Genomic DNA, 23,993 nt, shown 5'->3' with positions numbered 1-23,993 from the left:
CACCTCCGAGCAATTATTAGCCCTATTATACGCTAAAGGGGCGACCACGCCGCAACGCAATCGCCCCTTTGCTGTTCATTTTTTACTTCTCAACCGCATCGATTACCAGCAAACGGGCACTAAAATCAAATGACTCCTCGATGCCTTCCGTGCTGTCTTGCAGGTGCGGGATGAACACACCCGCGTTCATCAACTCGTCCCCGTAGTAAACGTGGTCGTTGCCCGCGATGCGGTAGCGTTGATCCGCTTGTAGGCCACGCAAATACAGGCGATTGTAGGCTGGGTTAGGATGATTCAGCACTTGATAACGAGCCGCAATCGCGTGCTGACCATCCGCGCTGACGACCTGCCAACTACCAACGTTACCGTCACCCGCAAATGGGCTGTCCAACCGGTAAAATTTTCCTTGCTGGAACAGCTCACGATGGGCCTTGTAGAACGCAACCTGTGTCTTAATGGCCGCCTTCTCCGCCGTCGAACATTTCGTCACGTCCAGTTCATAGCCAAGGTCACCAAAGTACGCCACGGCCGCCCGCGTTTCAATCGGCGTGATTCGTCCCGTCTGATCATTCGGCACAGCCGATACGTGTGCACCCATCATCGTTTGTGGGTAGCCATACGACGTGCCAAATTGAATCTTCAGCCGTTCCACCGCATCCGTGTCGTCACTGGTCCAGGCTTGTGGCGCGTACGCCATCATCCCCAAATCAAAGCGCCCGCCACCGGAAGCACAGGACTCAAACAAGACATCCGGATAATCCGTGGTCAACCGGCCATACAGCTGATAAACACCCAACATGTAGCGATGAGCAAACTCTAACTGCTGACTGGCTGGCAGGGTTGGACTGTAAGCCTCCGTGATGTTTCGATTCATATCCCACTTGATATAGTCTAGGTGGGCATCTTCAATCAACCGACTGATCTTACCATACAAGTAGTCAACCACTGCTGGATTGGCCATATCAATGACAAATTGGTTGCGCCCTGGCGTCATTTCCCGGTGGGGCGTCTTCACCGTCCACTCTGGATGGGCGCGGTACAGGTCGCTATCGATTGAAATCATTTCTGGTTCGAACCACAGACCAAATTTCAACGCCATACCATGAATTTTGGCGGCTAAGTGCGCAATCCCGTTAGGCAATTTTTGCGCGTAAACATCCCAATCCCCTAACGACGTTGTGTCATCGTCACGGTGACCGAACCAGCCATCATCCAGGACAAACATTTCGATGCCCAATTTCTTAGCGTCACTGGCAATCGCCGTGAGTTTCGCCTCATCAAAATTAAAATAAGTGCCTTCCCAATTATTGATTAGGACCGGTCGCGGTGCCTGCGCGAAGTGCGGATTGACCAGATGGCGCTGATAAAATTCACCCATTTGCTGGCTCAACTGGTTCAGACCAGCATCCGTATAGCTGAGCACTGCTTCTGGCGTCTGAAACTGCTCACCCGGTGTCAATTGCCAGCCGAATTCCTCTGGATTGATGCCGATTAAGATTCGGGCCGTCCCGAAAGCATCGACCTCGACCTGATCCAAAAAGTTTCCTGAATAAATCAGGTTGAACCCAAACGCAGATCCGTGGTCCTCATCCGTCGTCGACCGTGCTAAAATCATTGCTGGATTTTGCTGGTGACTGGAAGCCCCCCGGAGGCTACCAATACGCTGCGTCCCACTATGTAACGGCGAACGAACCAGATGGCGTTCACGTGCCCAACTTCCGGAGAATTGCATGAAATCATAATTGGCATCCGGCAGATCCAACTGACTACTCATGGCCCGATTCAGCATCAGTGTTTGCTGGCCAGTATTTGTGAAGCTGGCGCTACGCACAATGACATCCTGATGGGGAAAGACTGTGTACTGCAACGCTAACGTTAGCTGTGAAACGGTATCATTCAACATCAGGGTCAGGGTCTGAACGTCATCGTCCGTGGCAAAAGTCGACGGTAGACCGGCTAATCGCTGTTTCCCAGTTTCGAGCTGATAGGCAACGTAATGAAATTCCGAGATGCGACTGCCATCTGGTGAGGTAATTTGAAAAGCCGGATCACGATAATCCCCCTTACCTAAACTGGCAAACTCCTGTTTTAACGTTTCCGGTTGAAAGTCTGGCCGGTTGAGTCGCCACGCTGGAATGGCCCCGTGCTCTTCTCTAGCGGTCAGGTCAGGATAGCTAGTCCGATCATGAATCCGTCGCCCATAGTACAACTGACCTAGCTCGCCATTCTCCATGACCTGAAGAATATAACTGGTATGGTCCGTCTGCAGATGAAATTGGTGATGCTGAACTAAAATTGGCATGTTCGTTGCTCCCTTCAAAGTTGACTTCTGCTCTCATCGTAGCATATCTCGGTACCGCTTACAGTTATTTTGGATCAAAAAACAGTTCCGACCATTAAATGGTTGGAACCATAAATTGTATCTCAACTAAACGTTAGCCACAGCCCGTGAAATTGCCTGTTGACCACTCCCCATCATAATTACTTTTCCAATCGTATTTGTTGCCGTCGCCAATTTAGCCAGTACACCTGCAACATCAGCCAAGGAATTTTCACCTGGCTTCGTCACGTCAAAAGTCACTTTCCCAGTCGCCGGTTTTTCAGTCAGTACACCCGGCTGTAGGATCGTATAAGCGAGATTCGTCTGTGTCATCAACCACTTATCGGCAAAGTATTTAGCAATATTATAGTCCGTGATTCCAGCCAAATAGCCTTCATGCCAATGCTCTGGCTGCAATGCAAACGCCGAACTCAATTGAATGTAACGCTGGACGCCACTTAACTCGGCGGCCTTCATGATATTAACCGCGCCGTTTAAGTCCGTTTGCAAAAGATCATTGCCTCGTGATCCCGCTACAAAGTAGATTAAGTCCATTCCTTTTAGCTGCGGGGCTAGTTTCTCAGGTGCTGCATGCAGATCCAGCGTCATCGTTGTCGTTGTATTTACCACCTGTCGAGATGCGCTGATGACTGTATGTCCCCGTGCGCTTAACTGCTTTGCCAGCAAGGTTCCAATTCGACCGGTACCACCCACAATTAAAATTTTCATTTTCATATCCCACCTAATCCTTTAAAGTTAAAAATTGTTGATTGCTGGCCCGCGATGAGCCAAATTTGTTGATAGGATTGTCATTTTCATATCCCAATGCAATCCCCATCACAAATCGCTGATCATCATCAACTTGTAGCAAGCTTCGTAGATTATCTGGATAACGAACAATCTCGTAAGCTGGGATTGACTGAACACCACGATTAGCCGCGCTCAGCATTAAGGTTTGCGCAAACGCCCCAAGATCAAATACTGCCCACTGATTAATGGGACGCGGCAGAACTAAATAGACCAGAGCAGCCGCATTAAATAAATTATCTTGCGTGCGGCCATATCCGGCCGGTCCGGCTACCGTTTGCTGCAAAAATTGACCTAGTTCACTATTCCAAATTGCCATGTTTTGTCGTGCTGTATCCGACCATTCTGTACGATGTGCTACCGTAAGATCAGCGTTACCAGGCAAGCCTTGACGACTACGCAACCGGTGCTGCTGTTTAATCGTTGCTAACGTTTGTCCAGTCGCAATGATGACCTGCCAAGGCTGTGCATTAGCCCACGATGGGGCTTGTTTGGCGTCCATCACGATTGCCGTCAAAGTCGCTGCTGAAACCGGACGATCACTAAAGTCTCGTGATGAATGTCGTACATGAACTAATTTATCAAATTCCATTTTATCCCTCCTGGTAGACAGCCTGCCCTACAAATGCTAAGCTATTTTTCAACATGGTGTTACTTTAACACCGCCAACACGTTAGCTACAAGGTGAAAAATCACCACTCATCTAGATTCGAAGTGTGCATAATGAACACCAAGGAGGATACTCATGAAGAACGAAACACTTTTGCTACGGGCCATTGAATGTACGACGTTTGATCAAGTAACCGCCTTACTCGCTGACTACTTAGACCAGACCGTTTTAGTTGTCGACCAACACGGTCACATTGTGAGTCAGGGACGGTCATCGTTGGCTCAGGTTCCCACCGACTGGTTAGTCCCCACAACTAATACAGACATCTATCGTCAAGGTCAACAAGAATTTATTCGTAGCGTCGTCAACCCCTTAGCACTCACCAAATGGTACTTCTTCGCGTCACAGTCTAAAATCTATCCATTGACTCTCGGCCAAGTTCAATTGGCTCTGCAAGTTCTCAATCGGTTCATTGACCGCTATGCACTGAATCCCAATCAGGGAGAGGTCAACAATGTCTTAGCAACGTTGTTGTCACACCCCGCAACAACGGACGTTAGTTTGCTACGTAACGTCGTTCGCGGCCGGATTGTCTGCGTAACCGCCACGGCTAAAGCGACAAATCAGACCGAATTTATTGCGACCCTTCGCAACTTAATTGCACCACTTCCCTTAACTGAAGACTCAAAGCAGGGGTTGATTTTCCTATTGAACGAAGCTGATATTCCACAACTACGTCCACAACTAGAACGTCTGGGGCGAGAATTTGACCACTATTTCTTCATTTCAGAGGCTTACCAAGATGTCCTCAAGACACCAGAATTTTTACAAATCTGCCAGCAAGCCAATCACCTGGCACATCGGTTACGCACTTTGACGGTCGTCAATCTCACTCAAAAATACAACATCTATATCATCCTATCCCAAGTTAAGAATTCTCCACTGTTAAAAAATACGATGTGCGCGCAGCTTCTCTTTTTAAAACAGTATGATGATGACCATCACACGGAGCTTTTCATCACCCTCCACGAGTTCTTAGAAAATGATTGTCGCATCAGTACAACTGCTGAACAGCTTCACTTGCACCGCAATAGTCTCTCCAAACGACTCAGTAAAATTCAAGGGCTGATTGAAATTGACTTCAGTAATCCCGACAAAACTTTTGGCGTTCGGCTGAGCTACCGACTATTTAACTATCTTCGGCTTCAATAGTCCTTAATTGCAGTCAGTACTGCGTATTCTCCTAATCATGAAAATAAAGAAAGGCTCTGTAACCATGGCATTAACACAACTTAATCTTGGTAGTGAACTCGGCGTCGAGGTACTGAATCAACGTTGGTACTCCTTGATCTTATATCAACTAGGCCCCCAGCCTACAGATTTTATGGCACTTCGCCGCACCGTTCGTGGTATCTCTACCTTTAATCTTCTGTTGCAACTCAAACAACTCACAGATTTAAGACTAATTGAAACGATAGCAAACGACGACTACAGCTATCGCCTCACAGATAGTGGCTACATGTTGCACAACATCTTATTATCCCTCGAGCACTGGGGTAACGAGACCTTAACATACGAACTTAGTCGCTAATCAAAAACGGACGCTCCCCCACCCTTTAGGTTCGGAAACGTTCGTTTATTTTTTCCATGATATTTACTTTTTAAAGACGGGATCTTCCGCAGCCGCCATCGTGGGCTGATTTAACGCGGGCACAAAGCCAATGTGCGCCCCACCAGCATCCATGCCAGCCAAAAATTCGAAATACGGTGATGCAATGCCTAACTCATCTAAGTCGGTCAGTGGCAACGTGTAACGAATACTGTCTTCAGCACCCGCTTCAACCTTCTCGACCCATTGTGGTTCACGAATACTTTCACGCCCGATTGCCACAAAGTCAATGCCAGCCGTCATGACCCGTTCAGCATCCGCTGGCGTCGCAACACTCCCCACAGAAATCAGCGGTGTTTGGGAAACCGCCCGTTGAATCTTCTTGATTAGGGGTTCCTGATCATCCTGATCACGCAACGATGTCCGCCAAACATTGCCCATCGAAACATGTAGATAGTCCAAACCAAGTGTATCTAACTTCGCAACAAGCTTTAGGGTATCCGCCATGGTAATTCCTGGTTTCTCTATTTCCTCCGGCGAGAACCGATAGCCAACAGCAAATGGCCGGTGACTATTCTCCTGAACGACCCGTTGCACTTCAGCCACGATTCGCAGGGGAAACGCCATCCGCTTTTCAACGGAACCGCCCCACCGATCCGTACGTCGGTTGCTGTGTGGAGAGAAAAACTGCTGAATCAGATACGTGTTGGCGCCATGAATTTCAACGCCATCAAACCCCGCAGCAATGGCGCGGCGGGTGGCTTCACCAAAGTCGGTAATGGTTTGCTCAATTTCGGCATCCGTTAAGGCAACTGGTGTCTCAGCACCGGGACGTGGCGCCGCAACGGCACTTGCGGAAACGGTCTGTTGGCCCCGTAAGATTGCCGACGTTGACATCCGGCCAGCACTAAAGATCTGCAAGATGGCTTTCGTTCCGTTCTGCTGGATAGCCCGTGCCAACTTGGTTAGACCAGGAATAAACCGATCCTCTGCAGCTGACAGTTGCCCTTCAAAGCCTTTTCCCCGGGAATTTACATAAGCAACTGGCGTAATGAACAATCCCACACCACCAGTATGAATAGCCGCATAACGTAACTCTTCACGCGAAATTTCACCGTTTTCCAGTCCCATGCATTCCGTCATTGGTGGTAAAACGACCCGGTTTTTAACCCGTACACCAGATTTTAACGTCTTAGCTTGCAAAAATTGATAGCTCATCACAAAAGCCTCCTATACTTCATTTACCCGACTCATTTCTAACCAGTCTGAACCGGCTGGGTAACGCTTACTTGTCCAATGTACCAGAAGCGCTTATGATAAGTAAGAGACATTTTGTACTTTTTGTTCATTACTAAACAAAGCCCATATTCTGTCTAAAGTAGGTGAAAAAAATGGATATTCGACAACAGCTTTTTAACGCCGTCTACACGCTTGGTCAGCACCAAGAAATCAAAAGCATTACGGTCAACGACATTCTCCAAACTGCCAGTGTCAGCCGCGGTTCCTTCTACAAATACTTTGCTGATAAATATGATGTCATTAATAATTATTATCAAGAAGCGATGATTGAGATTTTTAAGGACTGCCATGAATATACTTGGGAGGGAATCTTTACCAAATCCTTGACCTATCTCAAGGCCCACCAAGCATTCTACAAAATGACCTTTCAGGATGCCGGTCAAAATTCCTTCACCGAATTCTTTCACGGCGAACTACTGCGTGAATTCTCCAATGCCATCGCAATCCACAGCACTCACCCAGCGCTCACTTCTGACGAACAAAAAGCCCTTGCTTTCTATGTCGATGGGTTCGTTACCTATACGCGTCATTGGGCCTTAACCGGTATGCAACAACCAGCAGCGGAACTCGGACATGATCTACATTCATTTATGCCTGAACTGCTCTGCCGAATCAAGCTGAACATCCGTCACGCACCACTAGTATCCGAGTCGCATTCGCGTGCAGCCATGCAGCAATAAAACCTATCTTTACTTTGATCACCACAATCCCATTTTCACCCTTCAGTTCTCACCACGACTGAGATAATTAAAAACGGACGCCGCCAAACCACTTAAGTTCGACGGCGTCCGCTATTTAGTTGACCTATTTGTCTTCGACGTCATCCTTGCCCCAAGTTTTTTCCAACTCGGCAACGATTTCCGCATGTTTCTCTTCAGTAATCTTAACTTTACTCAAGAAGATAATGGTCCCGATAATCACGGTTACGATCGGTGTGCCCAGCATGATAGCTTTCAACGTCCAAACGTTGCTAGCCGTCATCGCACTCACCTTGGCATTACCGGACATCCCGGCCATCACTGCCGTCATCCCCGTAATCCCAGTCACGATTGCTCCAGACAATTTGTCGATCAGTGGCCGAATGGACAGAACCAAGGACTCATCCCGGTGTCCCAACTTCAATTGTCCATATTCCACGATATCGGTAAAGGTCATCAAAACAACCAAGAAGACCAGTGGTTGTGGCAAGTTGAACAGCGCACCAGCCAACAGAACTAACCAGAGGTTCTTATCAGCAAAGGAGAAGATCCCGATTGCGATAAAAATAATCACAACACAAATGACGAAGACATTCCGCCGTTTGAATTTTTTAGCCAACGCTGGGAACAGGGAAACGGCCAGCAGGCCAATTCCCATGTTCAGCATCCCCAAAATAGAGAATTTAGCGGCGTCACCCAAGACGTAGGTGAAGTAGTACAGCATGAGCGAGTTGGTCAGGTAGACCCCAGACCCGTACAGTACGTACGCTAACGCCAACCATAGCAGTTGATCGTTGTGGACCAGAATCCACAGCACCTTCTTAAATCCGGTTTCTTCTTTATTTTCCCGCAAACGAGAGTTCACTTCTTTGGTCCCAAACCCAATTGAAACCGCTCCCAAAAGTGCGATGATAGCGGCGATGACGGCGTACAGGAACCACCCTCGGCTATCCCCAGTACCACCCTCGTTAGTGGCTGAAAACATTAAAATCATTGGGATGATTGTCACGGTTACGATTGTCCCACCTAACGTGGACCCAACCCGTGCAATCGTCGCGGTCTTTTCCCGTTCCAGTGAGTCAAATGACAACGCTGGCAACATGGACCATAGACCAATATCTTTGAAAGCAAAGAAGATATCCATAACGATGTAGACAAAGGTAAAGATAAACAGGTAATACATTGGCTTACTGGTCAGGCCCCACATATCACTGAATAAGAGCATCATGGCTAAACCAGAAACAATGGTCCCCACTACGACCCAAGGTTTGAATTTTCCCCACCGGGTCTGGGTCTTATCAATCGTATTCCCAATGAAAGGATCAATGAACAATTCAGCGACCCGGAGAACGAAGATGATTGTCGTCATGATTCCAATCATTTTATTGTTGTAGGCCGTATCTGAAGAATTAAATAAGTGGTTCGTGACAAACATGATGAAGTAACTGTTCATGACTTGGTTGAACAGGTCGTGACCGAACGCTCCAAATGCATAAGATGTCCGGCTGACCCAACCATGATTTGTATTGTTTTCCATAATCTCGCGCCCCATTTTCCCTTAATTTGACGATAACTTACGGTAAGCTGGTAAAGATTGTAACGTTACCGATACTTGCCGTTCAGCTGGTCCTGTAATGATTGTGGCCTCGCCAGTGACGGATTGCCATTGGCCAGCAGGGAAGTAAATGGCCTTTTGGGTCGCATGTTGCTCTAAGACTGGAGCAACCAGGAAATCGCTTCCCAGCATAAACTGTGTATTCAAGTATTGGCGCTTGGTTTCGGCGAAGTCGTAAGCCATGGAGCGCACGATTGGCGCGCCGGTCTGCGCCGCATTTTCTGCTAAGGTCGCAATATCACCGGCGAATTGCTGGTGAAGCTTTGCCGCTTGACGACATAGGGCGAGATGTTCCTGGTCGAGTACCCGCCATGGCGCCACTGAGAATTGCATCATTGGCATCAATGCCGAACATTGTGCAGAGCGGACAATAAGCTCTTGATCAAAATGGTCGAGGGTAATCAAACTACGAATTTCACCGCCACCGATCATATCTGGACAACTGAAGTAGTAACCCAGCAGGCCTTGAGCAATCGTGTCCGGAATCAACTCGGATAGGCCATCTTTGCCCCATTCAAAACGCTTGTCTTGCAGGCGATTAACCAACGGTGCCCCTTCATTACGGTAGTTGGCCCGAAATTCGTTGTAAGGAAATTCTGCACCAAACTCCCCCCACAGTTGGGTCTGTTGTTGTGGACTCAACTCACCGGCCGAAACGTCGGTATCCTTGTAGAAGTGGGCATCACCCGCGTCGAACTTAAACCCATCAACGCCAGTATCGGCTTGTAACTTTTGCAGCGTACCTTTTAGCCAGTCATACGTCTCTGAGTTACTCAAATCTAAGACGGCACTGTAACCATTCCACCATTCACGGACAGCCGGCTCACCCGATGGTTCGCGCAACAACATCTGTTTATCGCGCAATTCACGATACTCCATCGAGTCCGCACTAACAAACGGACAAACCCATACCATGACCTTGAAGCCCATGTCGTGAAGCTCATCGACCATGGCACGAGGATCGGGGAACTTTCGTGCAGAAAATTCCCAACGTCCATAGTAGTCTGCCCACAAATCATCGATCATGATAATTCCAGCTGGAAACCCATTATCAGCAATCCCATGCGCGTACTTTAAAACATCAGCCTGATTCTGTTGATAGAGTAATTCGATCCAGGTATTCCATTGGGGCAAATCAAAGAATGCCCGCGGTGGCATCTTACCCAACTGAAAGGCCTGTTCAGCGACCACTTGTTGTGCGCCACGAAGACCATCAGCCCCGGTGACCACTGTGACGGAATCGCGCGTAATGATGTGAAAGACACCATCAGCCAACGTTAACTTGAAGGGGGTCGCACTCCAGATGGCTCGGCCCTTCGTAGATAGGAAAATGGGGGCCACCTGGTTGCCATTCACCAAATGAATCAAATCAAGCTCATATGTACTCTCACGAGTTAACGGGTACTGCGAGCCATCAGCCACACAACCGCCGTACCACTCTTCATCTTCCAAAACGGGGATCTCCAGTGGTGCCGTCAAACTTGCTGTCAATTCATCAAAAGTTATCATCAGAACTTCCTCCCAATATTTGGTGATTTCTGTCTTATCATAGCCAAATCTATTTCGAAACGATAGCAACTCGAATCGCTATCGTTTTACCCCTTGGAGTAATTAAGTAACTTAATTTTTTAACCAACCCTCCTGAGACCTGGCTCCGAACGCTATGTAATGGTTTTGTTTGGTTAGTGTATTGTTTTAATTAACCCTACTGACAATCTCCAATTGCTACGTTATGATGTGAATGTAACCAGAAATGAAAACGTCACCGCACTTTTGAAAGGCAGGTATTTTCATGAAAAACAGACAACGTACTTGGACCAAGCATGCCGCAACGATTCTTTCTTTAGTTGCCGTGACGCTTCCCATGGCAACAACCGTGGCTAGCGCCGCAACAACGACTGACGATCTCTCTACACACGTCGCCCCTTATGGCTACTTTGTAGATACGTACCAACAAAACATCAAGAAAAACACGACTCAGACCAACAACCCCGTTATTGGTGAAATGGCCGAGTTCTCTACATACTGGAATAACGACAAGGCGACGAATCCCGTCCTGTTAGGTGAAAACGTGGGTAAGTCTGCTGCCATTACCCAGAAACGAACGGATGCAGAAGCCACCCGTTCCTATCTGACCGACCGCCGCAATCTGCGCTACAACCTGATTTCTGGCTTAGGGCCCTACGCATCGGCATTCATTAAAAATGCTGATGCTAAAACTGACTTTAGTACCATGCCAAGTACCCCACTTCCTGCAAATGCGCCCTACAGTAAGGTAACTTGGGCATCTACGACCTCACCACTTGGTCCCCTGGTTAAGCTGGTGGATACCACTGCAAGCTCACCATTCTCCGGTACCGGTGTCGTCAAACACGTCGTTCGTTACGTTCGTCCTTACCGCCAAAGTAGTGACGTTAAAGTAATCCCTGCGCTATCTAAAGTGATGGCAGCTGCTAAGGCTGACGACTACGACTTCCCTAGTGGTCACACGACTGCTGCCTTCGAAACCGGTGAAGCGTTGGCTTATGCCGTTCCCGAACGGTTCCAAGAATTGATTACCCGTTCCTCTGAAGTTGGTTACGACCGTATTTTGGCCGGTCGGCACTCACCTTTAGCCGTAATGGGCGGCCGAATGGTCGGAACCGCCATGACGGCTGCAACTTTAAATGATCCTAAGAACCAAGAACTGATGAAGCAAGCCTACGCCGTTGCCCATACCGATTCCCTATTGAAGACCAAGGAACTCTCCGCAACCGACGACTTTAAAGACTACCAAATTAACCGCGATGCCTACCGTTTCCGGATGACCTATGGCTTTAGTCAAACTGGCAACACCACGCAAGCCATGCGCGTTCCTAAGGGAGCCGAAGTGCTCTTAGCCACACGATTACCTTACCTAAATGCTGCCCAACGACGTGATGTCCTCTTCACGACTGGGATGCCATCTGGCTACCCGATTATGGATGATGCTGAAGGTTGGGGTCGCTTAGATCTCTTCTCTGCCGCCAACGGTTACGGTGCCCTCAATGACCAGGTCACGGTCAACATGGATGCTAGCCAAGGTGGTTTCAACGCTAAGGACAACTGGCGGAACAACATTGCCGGTAAGGGGCAACTGACGAAGACCGGTTCAGGTCATTTAACGTTGAGTGGTAACAACAGCTACACGGGCGGTACGCTGTTAAAGGCTGGGACCTTACAATTGGCAACGACTTCCGCTCTGGGTAAAGGAAATGTCACAATTAAGGGTGGCCAACTTCAATTAGCAACCACTAAGGTCACTATTAAGGGTAACTTCCAACAAGCCAAGGCTGGTCAATTGAAGCTAAGCCGTGATGCTCACGTCAACATCAAGAAGACGGCTAAGCTGAACGGGACGCTAAAATTAACGGCCGGCGCCTTAAAGAACGGATCAAAACTGATGACCTTCCATGCACACAAGGGGAAGTTCAACCACGTTTCCGGTTTACCTAAGGGCTGGCACATTGTTTACACGAAACACGCCGTTATGTTAGAAAAGTAAAAAGCAAAACAAAAATCTACCTAAAAAGGACCGTGGCGGTTGTCGTCACGATCCTTTTTCTGTGTCTTCATTCGTTTCCTGATATGCCAACAAATCTCCCGGCTGGCAGTTTAACACCTGGCAAAGTGCCGTCAGCGTTGAAAACCGAACCGCACGTGCTTTGCCAGTTTTCAAAATTGATAAATTAGCCATGGTAATGCCGACCGCATTGGAGAGTTCTGTTAGTGTCATCTTGCGCTTCGCTAGCATCACGTCTAAATTAATTACAATCATATTGTCAGCTCATTTTCTGTCTTAAATGCAAACGCATTGGTCACCAATTTTTGCAGAATGCTAGCAAAGATACCAATGGTCATCGCTACGGCCAAAATAATACACGATAATAGCAGAATTCCTGGGGCATCAGCCGCGTTCGCCCACCAATAAGCTAACGGTAACATGGCTAAGAATACGATTGCCACCAGATAAGCACTCCATTTAATTCGTTTGAACGCAATAATTGACTGCGGTGAAAAAGCCGTATTCTGATCAACTCGCCGTAGGAGCATGTAGGCTTGCCCGATTGCATTTAGCACACAACCACACGTTACTAATAGCCCGCCACCCATGACGAATGAAAAACCGTGCAGGATGTGCATCGTGCCATCCACCAAAAATGGCACCACAACTAGTCCCAACCCAATGACGACCAAACCGATAACAGCTAAAGCTAACTTTAGCAGCAACGTTTCTCGTTTCACGACGGATCCCTCCTTTTGTCTAAATTCAGAATACACCATTTATTTATTGATAAACAATAAATAAGCATTAAGATACAACAAATGCCAGGTTGAAACCAGCAAAAAAGCGTGGTCCCGCTTTCTATCGCGATTCACGCTTTTTCTGACTACTCTTTAAATTGAATTCTAACGTAATCTTTGTAAATTGGCAGGCTGGCCATTAATTCCTGATGGGTGCCATGACCACTAATGTGCCCATTTTCCACAAAGTAAATATTATCTGCATCGACAATCGTACTCAGACGGTGCGCAATAATCAATGTCGTGCGGCCCTTCATCAATTGGCTAAGCGCTTGTTGGACCATCGCTTCTGATTCTGAATCCAAACTAGCGGTGGCTTCATCCAACAACAGAATCTTAGGATCACGTAGGAATGCCCGCGCAATCGCCAGACGCTGGCGCTGACCCCCACTAACTTTGACCCCGCGTTCACCAACTTGTGTATCCAAGCCATCGGTCATATGACTGACAAACTCATCCGCCGACGCCAACCGCAACACGTGCCACAATTCCTCGTCACTATAGGTTTGGTCAGAACCATACGTCAAGTTATGCCGAACTGTGCCCGCCATAATGGCTGAATCCTGGCTCACGTAACCAATCTGTGACCGCCAATCACTCAGATTTAGAGTCGCCACGTCCTGACCTCCAATCGTGATCTGGCCATTCTGTGGCTGGTAATAACGTTCGAGCAGTCCAAAGATCGTCGACTTGCCACCACCAGATGGTCCCGCAAAAGCCACTACCGAGTTCGGTTTGGCCTCAAAATTCACATCATGCAAAATCATTTCACCATCATCATCGTAGGCAAAATCAACGTGTTCCATTGCCAAAGCTTGGTCGCTGACGGATTGTGTTACCCCCGTCAACAATTGTTCTTCCGGTTCGGCAAGTAAATCCCGAACTCGTTCAGTAGAACCACTGGCCTTTGACAGCGTCGTGAAGAAGCGCGCCAGGGTCCCCGCTGGGCCGATGATTTGGAACAAGTACATCAGAAATGAGAACATCGTCCCCATGCTCATGGTGCCCGCCGAAACTCGCGCCGCTGCGTAAGCCAGGACACCCACAAAAACCGCTAACATACTTGTCGTCATGACCGGACCCGCAATAGCATCGTAAATGGCTTCCTTTAGTCCAATCTGATAAAGGCGCCCAATCTGTTGACTACCAGTCTGTGTTTCGTAACTCTCTGCATTGGAGGACTTGACCAACCGGATTTCACCCAACGTTTCATTGGTTGCTCCACTGAACGCTGCCATGGTATCTTGACGTTGATGTCCAATCTTATTACTCAGACGCATAATGGGAAACATGACTAACATCATCAATGGCACAGCAATAAACATAATGGCCGTCATCTTCCAGTCCATGAATAACATGATGACGAGTGCCCCACCAAGTTGCAGGAGGGCAGTTACCATTTGTGGGAACGAATTGGCTAACAAGTCTTTGATCTGCATAGTATCGTTAACGAGTCGCGAGGTCATTTCCCCGGTCTTAACGCTATCAAAATAACTTACCCGGAGCCGGACCAGCTTTTGCCACAGAATCTCTCGCAACCGGGCAACCACGTTTTCACCGAAGAATCCGAGTAAGGCACCCGAAAAGGCACTCACTAAGGCACTGACAATGAATAAAACAATTACGCCAATCAGCAACGGCTGATTTAGCGCATGGCCCAACCCGTTGATTAAGGATTGGGCCAACTTGGGAACGGCTAGTTGGGCCCCCGTGGCCAATGCCCCTAGGCCCAGTCCCACCCACAATTGCCAATACTTCGGCTTAGTTTGGCGAATCAAATGCATAAAACCTTTAAAATCGAATTTGCTCCCAACTCGGGACCGTTTAACACTTGGTGCTGCTACTCTTCGTTCCATCTCTCTTACGCCTCATTTCAAACGTGATTAAAACCAGCGGGGCCCAAAACCATGATGGGGCCAATCGTTTCCGCGATGGTTTAAATCTCCCCAATCCAAATCACTCACTTGATGACTCAATTTCGTCAATAAACGTTGTAAATCCGCCTGTTCATTTTCATCTAAGCCACCGAATAACTTTTCAGACAAACCATCTACCCGTTGATCATACTGTGCAAACATTTTTTGTCCTTGATCACTGAGTTTAACAATCACGGCCCGCTTATCAGCTTCACTAGGGACCCGTTCCACCAAGCCCATGTCTTCCAAACGACTGATAGTCGCACTAACGGAACTCGGGCGAATATCCAAAATTTCCGCAATATCTGCGTTGGTCATGCCGTTTCTAGCGTGATGCAAGAGCTGCAATAGCCGCATCTGTCCTCGACCACCGTTACCGTTAGGACCACCATGACCTCCCATGCCGGCTTGATGGCCAATCACCATCAAGAATTCTCGATTCTGTAGTAATTTTCCAAAACTTTGCAATAAGTCACGACTTTCATCTGACATGCTTCAGACCTCCTCTTTAAATTCGTGTCATTATCTTAGCACTTTAGTTAGCTTTTAACAACAAAAACTAACTAAAAGCTAACTAAAAGCTGGAGATTACCGTCGCACCGGCATTTATTGGTCAAAAAAAGTTGTGACTCACGCCACAACCTTTCAAAAATTATGCAGTTGCTTGTCCGACGGCGAAATAAATACCGTCCGGATCTGGAAAACCAAATGCCAGCTGACCATTGTCATCAACAATTTCAGTCGCACCAGGCAATTCGTCATGCAATTCCTCAAACCGGTCACTAAAGAACATTAATGAAGGCACATTATCCAAAACCTCTGGCGAATATTTCTCAATAAACTGACGTGAGAATAAAGAAAGTTCCGTCCCCGCACTCACTGCCAAAACCACATTTTGTGACCCATCTGCCAACGGCGTCTTGGACACCAGTGATAACTCAAAGTAATCTTGCCAAAATTGCGCAGACCGCTCGACATCGGTTACGTAGAGCATAACACGTGTTTTTTGCATTCGATTCACCTCATCTTTTGATGCCTCACATTCTACCATCAAAAACTAATTTAGAGAACTTTCAAGTTTTCCTAGCTTTTCACCGATAGAACAGGTATGCTTATCTATGCAGGTTTGCGCCTGCCTAGTTGCTCTGTACATTCCAGATGTAACCTATGGATCAACTAGTTGCCTCCATCTCGGATTGATGGGGGCTTTTTTGTACCCATTTTTTAATTTAATGCACCATTAATCGCTTACAAAGTGGCAATTCACTAAAAGTTATTGAACAGGTGTTGATTTTTTTTAGTTGAGTGCTTATACTATATATCGTTATGTTGATTAAACATAGTTAGAACCATTCTATCAATGATTAAATCAGATAGTTACTTATCGTTAGAATAACAGATAGAAGGTGTTACTCAATGGACCGTAGAAGTCTTAAGACTCAGCGCTTAATCAAGGATACTTTTCTTCAACTTTTACAACAAAAACCATTGCAAAAAATCGCGGTTTCCGAGATTACACAAATTGCTAATATTGGACGAGGAACGTTCTATGTTCACTATTCAGACGTTGATGATTTATATGATCAGATCATTAACGAGGCCATTGGCAACTTAACTAAATTATTCGATCAAAAATATCCCGCTGTCGTGAAAAAGGACAATGATGACTTTGTTGCCCTTTTCCGCGCCGTTACACAATATTTAACTGCTAACGCTACCCTCTTCAAAGTTCTGCTTCAGAACCAGAAGAGCGGTAAAGTCATGCAACAAATCAAAGAACTCTTTGCCCAGCGAGTCATGGCCGAAAGACAATTCGATCCGAACGATTCTACTATTCAAGTGACGGTTGCCTTTACCACTGCTGGTGCCATTGGTGTTCTTACCGACTGGCTTACCGGAAATTTAGCTGTCAGTGCTGACCAGCTCGCTCAAATTATTGATACGCTTCTCGCCAAGTTCTCACCCTAGGAGGTCTCGATTACGCTTACTTTAACTCCCTTCAACCATACGTCGGTCAAAGATCGGCTTGCTGTCCGACGCTTATATTTGCAAAGTTGGCCCACAACTGAACAGGTTCCCTTTTCTATTCTTCGAATCAAGGCGCAATCGTCAATCGTCCACTTCTACACGCTCTACGATGGCAATCAATTTGTGGGTTTTGTTTATCTCATCTTTCACGACGACACGATTTACATTTTCTATTTAGCCATTCAACCGGCCAGCCAAACCAAGGGCTACGGTGGCCAATTGTTAGAGCAATTAAAGGCAACCTATCCGCAAAAAAGGCTCAGCGTCACCATCGAATACCTTAGTGCGCGTGCTGAAAACTATACGCAGCGTGTCCAACGCCGCCGCTTCTTTGAAAATCACGGCTTTCAAATGGCGCCCTTCTGGATTGAAGAACAAGGGTTGCCCTACCAAGTCATGACCTGGAACGGTGACATGGACAGCAAGGAATTGGAAAAGGTCGTTCGCCATTATTCCGGCATCCTTTTTCGGTTCTTCGTCAACCTAGAAGTCCATAGTTTGGGGATTCCTGACAATTACTAAATAGGTAAAAGCGTCCAACTCGCAAAGGTGAGTCGGACGCTTTTTTCTATTCCGGCTAAAAATTTGTTTGCTTTAGCCAGTCCCCTACACCTAATTTTTCAATTAGTGTGCAGCTTTAGTTAATAAATTGGCCTTGATTGCCTTGATTTGGGCTGGCGTAATCTTCAGACCTTTTTTCACGTAGTTATCCATGGAGCCGTATTGCTTGTCTACTTGCTTGTAGAAAGAATTCAATAATGCTGGCCTAGCCCACGTCACGTTTAATTGCGTGTTGGACAGTAAGTAGTCACGTTCGATGTCACGCTTGCTTACGCCTAAGATGCTGTAAATGATGGCTGCTGACGTCCCCGTCCGGTCCATTCCATGAGAACAGTGGAACAGAAGTGCGCCTTTTTTGTTTTCAGCGATTTGTACTAACAGATTACGGTAACTACGACGAGCAGCACCCTTGGTCGCCATGTCGAAGTACATACCTTCGTCATCGTTGTCGTAGTTGGACTTCGTACCCAAAACGGAAGCCTGCATATACTTTACACCGTCCATCACGGGATCCGGCTTCTTCAAGATTTGTTCCGTCGTCCGTAAATCGACAATTTCACTCAAGTGATAGTTAGCCGTCAATTGAAGTTGATCAGAAATCGTCAATTTTTCTAAGGAGTCACTCCGAAGCAGCTTGCCCATCTTAACCCGTTGACCCGTCTTGGTCTTGTAGCCCCCCATGTCACGCATGTTTTCAGGACCACTCAAATGAATCGGCCGGCTCACCTTTTGTGAGATAGCGGGTTGCAGTTGTGCATCTGTCGGTGTTGCGGTAGCGGCGTAGGCTGGTGTCACCGCAGTCGCTAAGACTAAGGAACAACCGAGTGTTGCCAGTACTGTCTGGAATCGCATAGTTATTAATTTCCCCTTTCTGAATGTTTTTAGAATACCAAGTCTATGTAAAGGACCGACAAATTTCATGTAAGCATTTTGTATAAAATCTTATCAAATGTATAATGAAAAGGTCGTCAATCCCGGTGTGTTGACTTTCCTCGCCAAGACATTCAGACTTGACGCTAAAGACTTTAAGGAGGGCTCCAGATGTCCTGGTTATTAATTATTATCCCCTGCGTACTCGCCGGTCTCGTGCAGGGACTAACTGGATTCGGTGCGGCAATTATCATGATGATTTTTTTACCATCACTGCTGCCTATCGACCAAAGCGCCGGGGTCGCCGCACTGATTATGTCGGCCAGCGTGCTCACGCTTGTCATTCGCTACCGCCACGAGATTTGCTTCAAACGAATCGTCATTCCCTTTCTCATCTACGCTGGTGTGGCATCTTGGTCCGTTCACCTGGGACGAATTCTCGATACACAGTTGCTCCGTGCCCTCCTTGGTGGGCTACTGATTGTCTTGGCCCTCTATTTTTCCTTCGTTAAGCGAACCAGTAATCAACAATTTCCCATACTGGTAGCCGGGATATTTATGATTATCTCGGGATTTTTCAATGGCTTATTTGGCATTGGTGGGCCGCTGATGGCCCTGTACTTCCTGTCCTTAGCGAAAACAACCCCCGAATACATTGCCAGCGTTCAAGCCTTCTTCCTGATCGACATCATCTATATCACCACGCTACGTGTCACCACCGGCATTCTGGTCGTCCAAGACATTCCCATTATCCTCGTTGGCATGGTGGGCGCCGTCGGGGGAACGATTATTGCCAATCACCTGTTGAATCGCATGAATATGACCATGGTTCAGCGTCTGGTCTACCTTTTCATTGGCGTCAGCGGCGTCTACTATCTATTCTTTTAACTAAAAATCGGATCAGATGGCGGTTTGTCATCTGACCCGTTTTTTAGTTAATCTGCTTTCTGCAACTGTCGTGCTAATAACCAGCAGACAAAGACCATCCCCGTTGACAGGAGATAGCTAAACTTAATGCCGACCAGCTGACTGTCCATCGACCAATGAATGTGGCTGGTGCTCGTCAGACTGATGATGGCCACCAGTAACGCCGTCCCAAATGAAGCTGCCACCTGCCGTAACGTATTGAAAACTGCCACGCCGTCCGGAATCATTGGCAATGGGAGCATGGACCAAGCGTGCGTCTGAATTGGAATCAGCACCAACACCAATCCTAGTTGGCGAATCGTCTGCCCAGCGATCACGTACGCCATCGACGAGTGACTCCCCGTAGCACTCAACAGTAACGACCCACTCATATCAATGGTCAAGCCGACCATCACCATTCGTCTAAAATTGTACTTGTCATAAAATCGACCACTCAATGGTGAAATAATGGCCGTACAAACTGATCCCGGCAGCAATGTCAGCCCCGAGATCAGCGCACTTTGATGAAATACATTTTGTACTAGCACTGGAATAATAATGGCATTCCCATACATCGTGACCATCAACAACATGTTAATGATCAGGGGTAGATTGAACTGCCGGTAACGAAACACGTGTAAATTTAGCAGTGGTGCCGTCTTTGTCCACTGACTTTTGGTGAACAATCCTAACAGGAACGCTCCCAAGACCAACGGCACAATGCCCTTGAGTGACAGGAATGCCGTTTCCCCCACGTTGGAAAAACTATAGAGCGCCAACGTCAACCCTAGTCCAGACAGAAGTAACCCCGTCCGGTCCAACGGCTGGCGATGCAAATCGCCCACATTTTCTAAAAACTTAGGTGCTAAAAGCACGTCGAGCACCATCAACGGTAACGTTAAGCCAAACAAATATTGCCAGCTCAGATGCGTTAAAATGACCCCCGCGACCGTTGGCCCCAAGACTGGCGCCAAGTTCAACGCTAACCCAACGATTCCCATGGCCGCTCCCCGCTCACTGGGTTTCGTTGACGTCATCACGACCACGTTGACCAGGGGGATAATGATGCCCGCGCCCAATGCCTGAATCATCCGACCAAGGATTAGAATCGGATAAACCGGTGCCGTGGCGCCAATCAGCGACCCCAAAATAAAAATTAGTGAAGCTGTGAAATAGAGTTGACGCGTCGTGTACCGTTTGATCAAATACGCCGTAGTTGGAATCATCAGCGCGTTGATCAATAAGTAACCGTTGTTGAGCCACTGTCCCTGGGCCGTGGTAATGTGAAACGCCCGCATGATTGCAGGTAAGGCAGTCGACATCAGCGTCTGGTTAAGAACGCTGAGAAACGCACCGATCATGATCAGCGCGAAGGAAAAACGATTCTTATGCATAACTTGCCCAACAACCTTCATATGTAGTTTCGCATTTAGCCGCAACTGAGCATTGCTGACAACCTAGTTGCGTCAAAAATTGCTCTTTTTAGCATATGGATACGACTGCTATTTGTCAACCTGAGGCGCGATATGGCCGTCGGTCACTCGCGGCCACCTTACCAACGCAAAAAGAGTCCAGGAGCTCATCCCAGACTCTTTTTCATTTATTTAGGATTCTTCAATTCCAGAGATCAATGACAGATCATGCATATCGTCGCCTAAATCCTTGTAAAGGTTGCGGTAAAGTTGGTAATACTGATTGTAGGTTGCATGTTGTGCTGCCCGTGGTTCCACCTTGTCACCCAGAACTTGCCACTTTTGAACTTCATCCGTGGTCAACGTGTCCGTTGCCAGGCCAGCCAACATCACGTCACCTAAGTTGGCTTCGGCATCATCAACTGGTGTCCGAACAGCGTAGCCCGTAACGTCAGCAAACATTTGAACCCAGGCTTTGGAGTGGGTCACCCCACCAGCAATGACGATGTAATCACCTAAGTCACGGCCAGTACTCTCGATACTGTGCCGCAATGCGTAACAAACAGCTTCCTCAAAGGCATGGAAGAGATCGGCCTTCGTGTGGACCAGTGACAGCCCAAAGACCATGCCCTTTGCATCGGAATTCCAGACTGGTGCGCGTTCGCCCATAAAGTAAGGCAGAACCACTAATCCCCGACTACCAGCCGGAACATCCTTCGCTTCTTCACCCAAGGTCACGTAGGCATTCTTACCGCCTTGGTTTTGAACGGCAACTTCTGCATCCCCGAAGTTATCCCGGAACCATTTTGTAATGGCCCCCGCTGTTGCGGATCCACTGAAGTTGTAAACCAAGTCACGTGACTTGTAAGGGTATGGCCAAACGATCATGCCCCGACCCTTGATCGGCTTTTCGCTAACCAAGGCAGCGTTCATGGAAGACCCAATTGCAGCAACGTAGCGTCCCGGTTCCAGAACGCCCATCCCGATGTTGGCAGCACCAACGTCGACACCACCAGCGATAACGGGGGTTCCTTCATTCAGCCCTAGATCTGCAGCGGCTTCTTTGGTCAAACGCCCGGCAATCTCCGTGGCATCCACAAACTTCTGTGGCATCTTATCCATTGGCACACCCATGGCATCCATCATTTCTTTGGACCAAGTTCCCGTGTTGATGTCGTAGAAACCACCGATATTACCAGCGGCAGAGTAATCAATTGAAACGGCACCGGTCAACTTGTAAATTGCATAGTTGTTAGGTGGCAAGAACAAAGCCGTTTTCTTCCAATTTTCTGGCTCGTGATTCTTAATCCACAGAACCTTCGTGTAACCGTAGTACGGATCGACCACATCGTTGCCAGTAATCTCAGATAACCGGTCAAGGTCAATGTGTTCCTTGACCCATTCCGTTTCCTTAGCTGCCCGGCGGTCCATCCAAATCAGATCCGGTCGAACTGGATTCATGTCCTTGTCAACGGGAATACCAGAGCCACCGTACAGACCACTTAAGCCAATTCCCTTAATGTCTGCAGCGTCAACCCCGCTCTCTTGCACAACGGCGCGAATGGAGTCCTTAACTCCCTTAACCCAGACATCTGGCCATTGTTCTGCCCAGAGTGGCCGGGGAGTTAACACGTCATATTCTTCCAAATCTTGTGCAACCAAATGACCGTTGGTGTCCATCAGAATACTCTTCGTTCCTGATGTCCCAATGTCAGTTCCAATTAAGTACTTCATGTCGGCGTTCCTCTCTTCTCCTAAAAAAGTTAAGGTCAGACTTTCGTTTTAGGCCGTCACCTAAAGCGTCAGTTCCACAACGAATTTAAATGTAATTATTAATCAGTGCGCTACAATTCACACCGATTGGCCGGCAGTGGCCCCAGATGCCACCACCGGTTTACCTGAATTCCAACGTAATGGCGGTAAATTCAGCAATGCTCAGGGTGAATCCTTTTTTCAGAAATCAACCGCTTACATTGTTAATCGTTACGTTGTTTACTGCCAACTTCGAGTTGGGCTTAAGTTCCCAGCATCTGCAAATATCTAAGGAGTAGCACTGTGGGCTTAAGGTTGGTCGCGACTAACAACTAATCTAACAATGCTAGCTTGATATTAGTCAGACACTTTCTCGACGTGACAGCCATCCTGTGCGTTACTTAACGCTAATGGACGGTTTACCATGCTGTAAAGGCACCATCAACTAAGTAGTCACAACCAGTTGAGAAGCTGCTGGTATCGCCGGCCAAGTAAACAGCCATGCCTTGTAATTCTTCTGGCTTACCTAAGCGGCCAAGTGGTGCCCAGTCATTCCAAGTCTTGATCAATGGCTTCAAGTCAGGTGAGTTCAAGGTCAAATCAGTTCCCATGTAACCAGGACTCATGGTGTTGACCCGCACACCCTTCTTGGCCCATTCAATGGCTAAGGACTTGGACAATTGAATGACCCCGGCCTTAGTTGCGTTGTATGAACATTGTGGTTGTGGCCGGTTAACGATGTGGGCCGACATTGAAGCCGTGTTGACGATTGAACCAGAACCTTGCTTCAACATGTAACGACCAGCAGCTGTTGAGCAAAGGAAGACCGCGTTCAGGTTTAAGTTAACGACCTTTTGCCATTGTTCAAACGTCATTTCTTCGGCTGGAATGTTCATGCAGACACCAGCGTTGTTGAAGGCTGCATCCAAACCACCTAATTCCTTAACGACTGTTTCGACCATGTTTTGAACTTGTTCAGGGTCGGTAACATCCGTCTTAATGGCGATTGCCTTTTGACCAGTAGCCTTAGCAATCTCAGCGGCTGTTGCCTTGGCCTTGTCGATGTTGATATCAACGATGGCGACATCGGCACCTGCTTCTGCTAATCCGGTTGCCATTGCTTTACCTAATCCTTGTGCACCGCCCGTAACGTAAGCTTTCTTACCGTCTAGACGCATACGATCTAAAATACCCATCATGAATCCCTCCATTTTTTGTTTGAAAGACATTTTATAAAACGACTTTCTTTAATTCGTAAATAAGCATA

Annotated in this window: 22 protein-coding genes; 7 read left to right on the top strand and 15 right to left on the bottom strand. The window is 47.5% G+C overall.

All coding sequences use genetic code 11. From position 1 onward, the window contains the following. Window positions 1-82: 82 nt before the first annotated feature. From FAY32_RS00440 to FAY32_RS00430, 3 genes are all read right to left on the bottom strand, one after another. Window positions 83-2,302 (bottom strand): alpha-galactosidase, encoded by a 2,220-nt coding sequence (locus FAY32_RS00440; RefSeq protein ID WP_143461365.1) that lies wholly within the window; start codon window positions 2,300-2,302, stop codon window positions 83-85. Window positions 2,303-2,428: 126 nt separating this feature from the next. After that, the gene (locus tag FAY32_RS00435; protein WP_143461364.1) at window positions 2,429-3,049 is read right to left on the bottom strand and encodes an NAD(P)H-binding protein; all 621 of its coding nucleotides are present in this window, start codon (window positions 3,047-3,049) and stop codon (window positions 2,429-2,431) included. Window positions 3,050-3,062: 13 nt separating this feature from the next. Then, window positions 3,063-3,719, bottom strand: coding sequence for a nitroreductase (locus FAY32_RS00430; protein WP_143461363.1), 657 nt, complete (start codon window positions 3,717-3,719; stop codon window positions 3,063-3,065). Window positions 3,720-3,872: 153 nt separating this feature from the next. Here FAY32_RS00430 and FAY32_RS00425 point away from each other — a divergent pair, with 153 nt between their 5' ends. Beyond that, window positions 3,873-4,949, top strand: coding sequence for a PucR family transcriptional regulator (locus tag FAY32_RS00425; RefSeq protein ID WP_143461362.1), 1,077 nt, complete (start codon window positions 3,873-3,875; stop codon window positions 4,947-4,949). Between the two features lie 64 nt (window positions 4,950-5,013). Further along, a complete protein-coding gene (locus FAY32_RS00420) occupies window positions 5,014-5,328 on the top strand; it encodes a winged helix-turn-helix transcriptional regulator (RefSeq protein WP_158727521.1) in 315 nt (104 codons plus the stop codon). A 63-nt stretch (window positions 5,329-5,391) separates the two neighbouring features. Here the strand turns inward: FAY32_RS00420 and FAY32_RS00415 are convergent, their stop codons facing one another. After that, window positions 5,392-6,567, bottom strand: a complete 1,176-nt coding sequence (locus FAY32_RS00415) for an NADH-dependent flavin oxidoreductase (protein ID WP_143461360.1) — start codon at window positions 6,565-6,567, stop codon at window positions 5,392-5,394. A gap of 170 nt (window positions 6,568-6,737) precedes the next feature. Here FAY32_RS00415 and FAY32_RS00410 point away from each other — a divergent pair, with 170 nt between their 5' ends. Next, on the top strand, window positions 6,738-7,325 hold the full coding sequence (locus tag FAY32_RS00410; RefSeq protein WP_143461359.1) for a TetR-like C-terminal domain-containing protein: 588 nt from the start codon (window positions 6,738-6,740) through the stop codon (window positions 7,323-7,325). 124 nt (window positions 7,326-7,449) lie between these two features. Here the strand turns inward: FAY32_RS00410 and FAY32_RS00405 are convergent, their stop codons facing one another. Continuing rightward, window positions 7,450-8,880 (bottom strand): glycoside-pentoside-hexuronide (GPH):cation symporter, encoded by a 1,431-nt coding sequence (locus FAY32_RS00405; RefSeq protein ID WP_143461358.1) that lies wholly within the window; start codon window positions 8,878-8,880, stop codon window positions 7,450-7,452. Window positions 8,881-8,901: 21 nt separating this feature from the next. Continuing rightward, entirely contained in the window at window positions 8,902-10,467 is a 1,566-nt protein-coding gene (locus tag FAY32_RS00400) for a glycoside hydrolase family 31 protein (RefSeq protein ID WP_143461357.1), read from the bottom strand. Between the two features lie 283 nt (window positions 10,468-10,750). Between FAY32_RS00400 and FAY32_RS00395 the strand changes: the two genes are divergently transcribed. Beyond that, on the top strand, window positions 10,751-12,481 hold the full coding sequence (locus tag FAY32_RS00395) for a phosphatase PAP2 family protein (RefSeq protein ID WP_143461356.1): 1,731 nt from the start codon (window positions 10,751-10,753) through the stop codon (window positions 12,479-12,481). 45 nt (window positions 12,482-12,526) lie between these two features. Here FAY32_RS00395 and FAY32_RS00390 read toward each other — a convergent pair whose 3' ends face one another. The 5 genes from FAY32_RS00390 to FAY32_RS00370 all read right to left on the bottom strand — a co-directional run bounded on the left by FAY32_RS00390 (window position 12,527) and on the right by FAY32_RS00370 (window position 16,209). Further along, window positions 12,527-12,754, bottom strand: a complete 228-nt coding sequence (locus FAY32_RS00390; protein WP_143461355.1) for a helix-turn-helix domain-containing protein — start codon at window positions 12,752-12,754, stop codon at window positions 12,527-12,529. After that, entirely contained in the window at window positions 12,751-13,221 is a 471-nt protein-coding gene (locus FAY32_RS00385) for a DUF2975 domain-containing protein (RefSeq protein ID WP_158727520.1), read from the bottom strand. The genes FAY32_RS00390 and FAY32_RS00385 overlap by 4 nt, the downstream gene beginning before the upstream one ends. A gap of 146 nt (window positions 13,222-13,367) precedes the next feature. Continuing rightward, the gene (locus FAY32_RS00380; RefSeq protein ID WP_143461353.1) at window positions 13,368-15,137 is read right to left on the bottom strand and encodes an ABC transporter ATP-binding protein; all 1,770 of its coding nucleotides are present in this window, start codon (window positions 15,135-15,137) and stop codon (window positions 13,368-13,370) included. A 27-nt stretch (window positions 15,138-15,164) separates the two neighbouring features. Further along, a complete protein-coding gene (locus tag FAY32_RS00375; RefSeq protein WP_143461352.1) occupies window positions 15,165-15,689 on the bottom strand; it encodes a MarR family winged helix-turn-helix transcriptional regulator in 525 nt (174 codons plus the stop codon). 160 nt (window positions 15,690-15,849) lie between these two features. After that, a complete protein-coding gene (locus tag FAY32_RS00370) occupies window positions 15,850-16,209 on the bottom strand; it encodes a VOC family protein (RefSeq protein ID WP_158727519.1) in 360 nt (119 codons plus the stop codon). Between the two features lie 404 nt (window positions 16,210-16,613). Here FAY32_RS00370 and FAY32_RS00365 point away from each other — a divergent pair, with 404 nt between their 5' ends. Both FAY32_RS00365 and FAY32_RS00360 read left to right on the top strand, forming a co-directional pair. Continuing rightward, the gene (locus tag FAY32_RS00365) at window positions 16,614-17,165 is read left to right on the top strand and encodes a TetR/AcrR family transcriptional regulator (protein WP_143461350.1); all 552 of its coding nucleotides are present in this window, start codon (window positions 16,614-16,616) and stop codon (window positions 17,163-17,165) included. Window positions 17,166-17,174: 9 nt separating this feature from the next. Further along, a complete protein-coding gene (locus FAY32_RS00360; protein ID WP_143461349.1) occupies window positions 17,175-17,747 on the top strand; it encodes a GNAT family N-acetyltransferase in 573 nt (190 codons plus the stop codon). A gap of 102 nt (window positions 17,748-17,849) precedes the next feature. Here the strand turns inward: FAY32_RS00360 and FAY32_RS00355 are convergent, their stop codons facing one another. Next, window positions 17,850-18,638, bottom strand: coding sequence for a tyrosine-protein phosphatase (locus FAY32_RS00355; protein WP_143461348.1), 789 nt, complete (start codon window positions 18,636-18,638; stop codon window positions 17,850-17,852). A 189-nt stretch (window positions 18,639-18,827) separates the two neighbouring features. Between FAY32_RS00355 and FAY32_RS00350 the strand changes: the two genes are divergently transcribed. Further along, entirely contained in the window at window positions 18,828-19,544 is a 717-nt protein-coding gene (locus FAY32_RS00350) for a sulfite exporter TauE/SafE family protein (protein WP_143461347.1), read from the top strand. Between the two features lie 47 nt (window positions 19,545-19,591). Here FAY32_RS00350 and FAY32_RS00345 read toward each other — a convergent pair whose 3' ends face one another. The 3 genes from FAY32_RS00345 to FAY32_RS00335 form a co-directional block, all read right to left on the bottom strand. Further along, window positions 19,592-20,956: an MDR family MFS transporter gene (locus tag FAY32_RS00345; RefSeq protein ID WP_158727517.1), complete on the bottom strand. Its 1,365-nt coding sequence runs from the start codon at window positions 20,954-20,956 to the stop codon at window positions 19,592-19,594. 210 nt (window positions 20,957-21,166) lie between these two features. Continuing rightward, window positions 21,167-22,708 carry an FGGY-family carbohydrate kinase gene (locus tag FAY32_RS00340; protein WP_143461345.1) on the bottom strand — a complete coding sequence of 514 codons (1,542 nt, stop codon included), beginning with the start codon at window positions 22,706-22,708 and terminating at the stop codon, window positions 21,167-21,169. A 437-nt stretch (window positions 22,709-23,145) separates the two neighbouring features. Beyond that, a complete protein-coding gene (locus FAY32_RS00335) occupies window positions 23,146-23,925 on the bottom strand; it encodes an SDR family oxidoreductase (protein ID WP_225428251.1) in 780 nt (259 codons plus the stop codon). Window positions 23,926-23,993 lie beyond the last annotated feature (68 nt).

The sequence above is a fragment of the Levilactobacillus enshiensis genome (genome assembly GCF_007115095.1).
Lineage (GTDB): Bacteria > Bacillota > Bacilli > Lactobacillales > Lactobacillaceae > Levilactobacillus > Levilactobacillus enshiensis.
Note: the sequence above shows the minus strand (reverse complement) of the source record. Positions and strands in the feature narration are given on the sequence as shown.

What these genes read in the sequence shown, in the direction of transcription:
- FAY32_RS00440 (WP_143461365.1), bottom strand. Translation starts at nt 2,302, where the DNA reads ATGCCAATTTTAGTTCAGCATCACCAATTTCATCTGCAGACGGACCAT.
- FAY32_RS00435 (WP_143461364.1), bottom strand. Translation starts at nt 3,049, where the DNA reads ATGAAAATTTTAATTGTGGGTGGTACCGGTCGAATTGGAACCTTGCTG.
- FAY32_RS00430 (WP_143461363.1), bottom strand. Translation starts at nt 3,719, where the DNA reads ATGGAATTTGATAAATTAGTTCATGTACGACATTCATCACGAGACTTT.
- FAY32_RS00425 (WP_143461362.1), top strand. Translation starts at nt 3,873, where the DNA reads ATGAAGAACGAAACACTTTTGCTACGGGCCATTGAATGTACGACGTTT.
- FAY32_RS00420 (WP_158727521.1), top strand. Translation starts at nt 5,014, where the DNA reads ATGGCATTAACACAACTTAATCTTGGTAGTGAACTCGGCGTCGAGGTA.
- FAY32_RS00410 (WP_143461359.1), top strand. Translation starts at nt 6,738, where the DNA reads ATGGATATTCGACAACAGCTTTTTAACGCCGTCTACACGCTTGGTCAG.
- FAY32_RS00405 (WP_143461358.1), bottom strand. Translation starts at nt 8,880, where the DNA reads ATGGAAAACAATACAAATCATGGTTGGGTCAGCCGGACATCTTATGCA.
- FAY32_RS00400 (WP_143461357.1), bottom strand. Translation starts at nt 10,467, where the DNA reads ATGATAACTTTTGATGAATTGACAGCAAGTTTGACGGCACCACTGGAG.
- FAY32_RS00395 (WP_143461356.1), top strand. Translation starts at nt 10,751, where the DNA reads ATGAAAAACAGACAACGTACTTGGACCAAGCATGCCGCAACGATTCTT.
- FAY32_RS00390 (WP_143461355.1), bottom strand. Translation starts at nt 12,754, where the DNA reads ATGATTGTAATTAATTTAGACGTGATGCTAGCGAAGCGCAAGATGACA.
- FAY32_RS00380 (WP_143461353.1), bottom strand. Translation starts at nt 15,137, where the DNA reads ATGGAACGAAGAGTAGCAGCACCAAGTGTTAAACGGTCCCGAGTTGGG.
- FAY32_RS00375 (WP_143461352.1), bottom strand. Translation starts at nt 15,689, where the DNA reads ATGTCAGATGAAAGTCGTGACTTATTGCAAAGTTTTGGAAAATTACTA.
- FAY32_RS00370 (WP_158727519.1), bottom strand. Translation starts at nt 16,209, where the DNA reads ATGCAAAAAACACGTGTTATGCTCTACGTAACCGATGTCGAGCGGTCT.
- FAY32_RS00365 (WP_143461350.1), top strand. Translation starts at nt 16,614, where the DNA reads ATGGACCGTAGAAGTCTTAAGACTCAGCGCTTAATCAAGGATACTTTT.
- FAY32_RS00355 (WP_143461348.1), bottom strand. Translation starts at nt 18,638, where the DNA reads ATGCGATTCCAGACAGTACTGGCAACACTCGGTTGTTCCTTAGTCTTA.
- FAY32_RS00350 (WP_143461347.1), top strand. Translation starts at nt 18,828, where the DNA reads ATGTCCTGGTTATTAATTATTATCCCCTGCGTACTCGCCGGTCTCGTG.
- FAY32_RS00345 (WP_158727517.1), bottom strand. Translation starts at nt 20,956, where the DNA reads ATGCATAAGAATCGTTTTTCCTTCGCGCTGATCATGATCGGTGCGTTT.
- FAY32_RS00340 (WP_143461345.1), bottom strand. Translation starts at nt 22,708, where the DNA reads ATGAAGTACTTAATTGGAACTGACATTGGGACATCAGGAACGAAGAGT.
- FAY32_RS00335 (WP_225428251.1), bottom strand. Translation starts at nt 23,925, where the DNA reads ATGATGGGTATTTTAGATCGTATGCGTCTAGACGGTAAGAAAGCTTAC.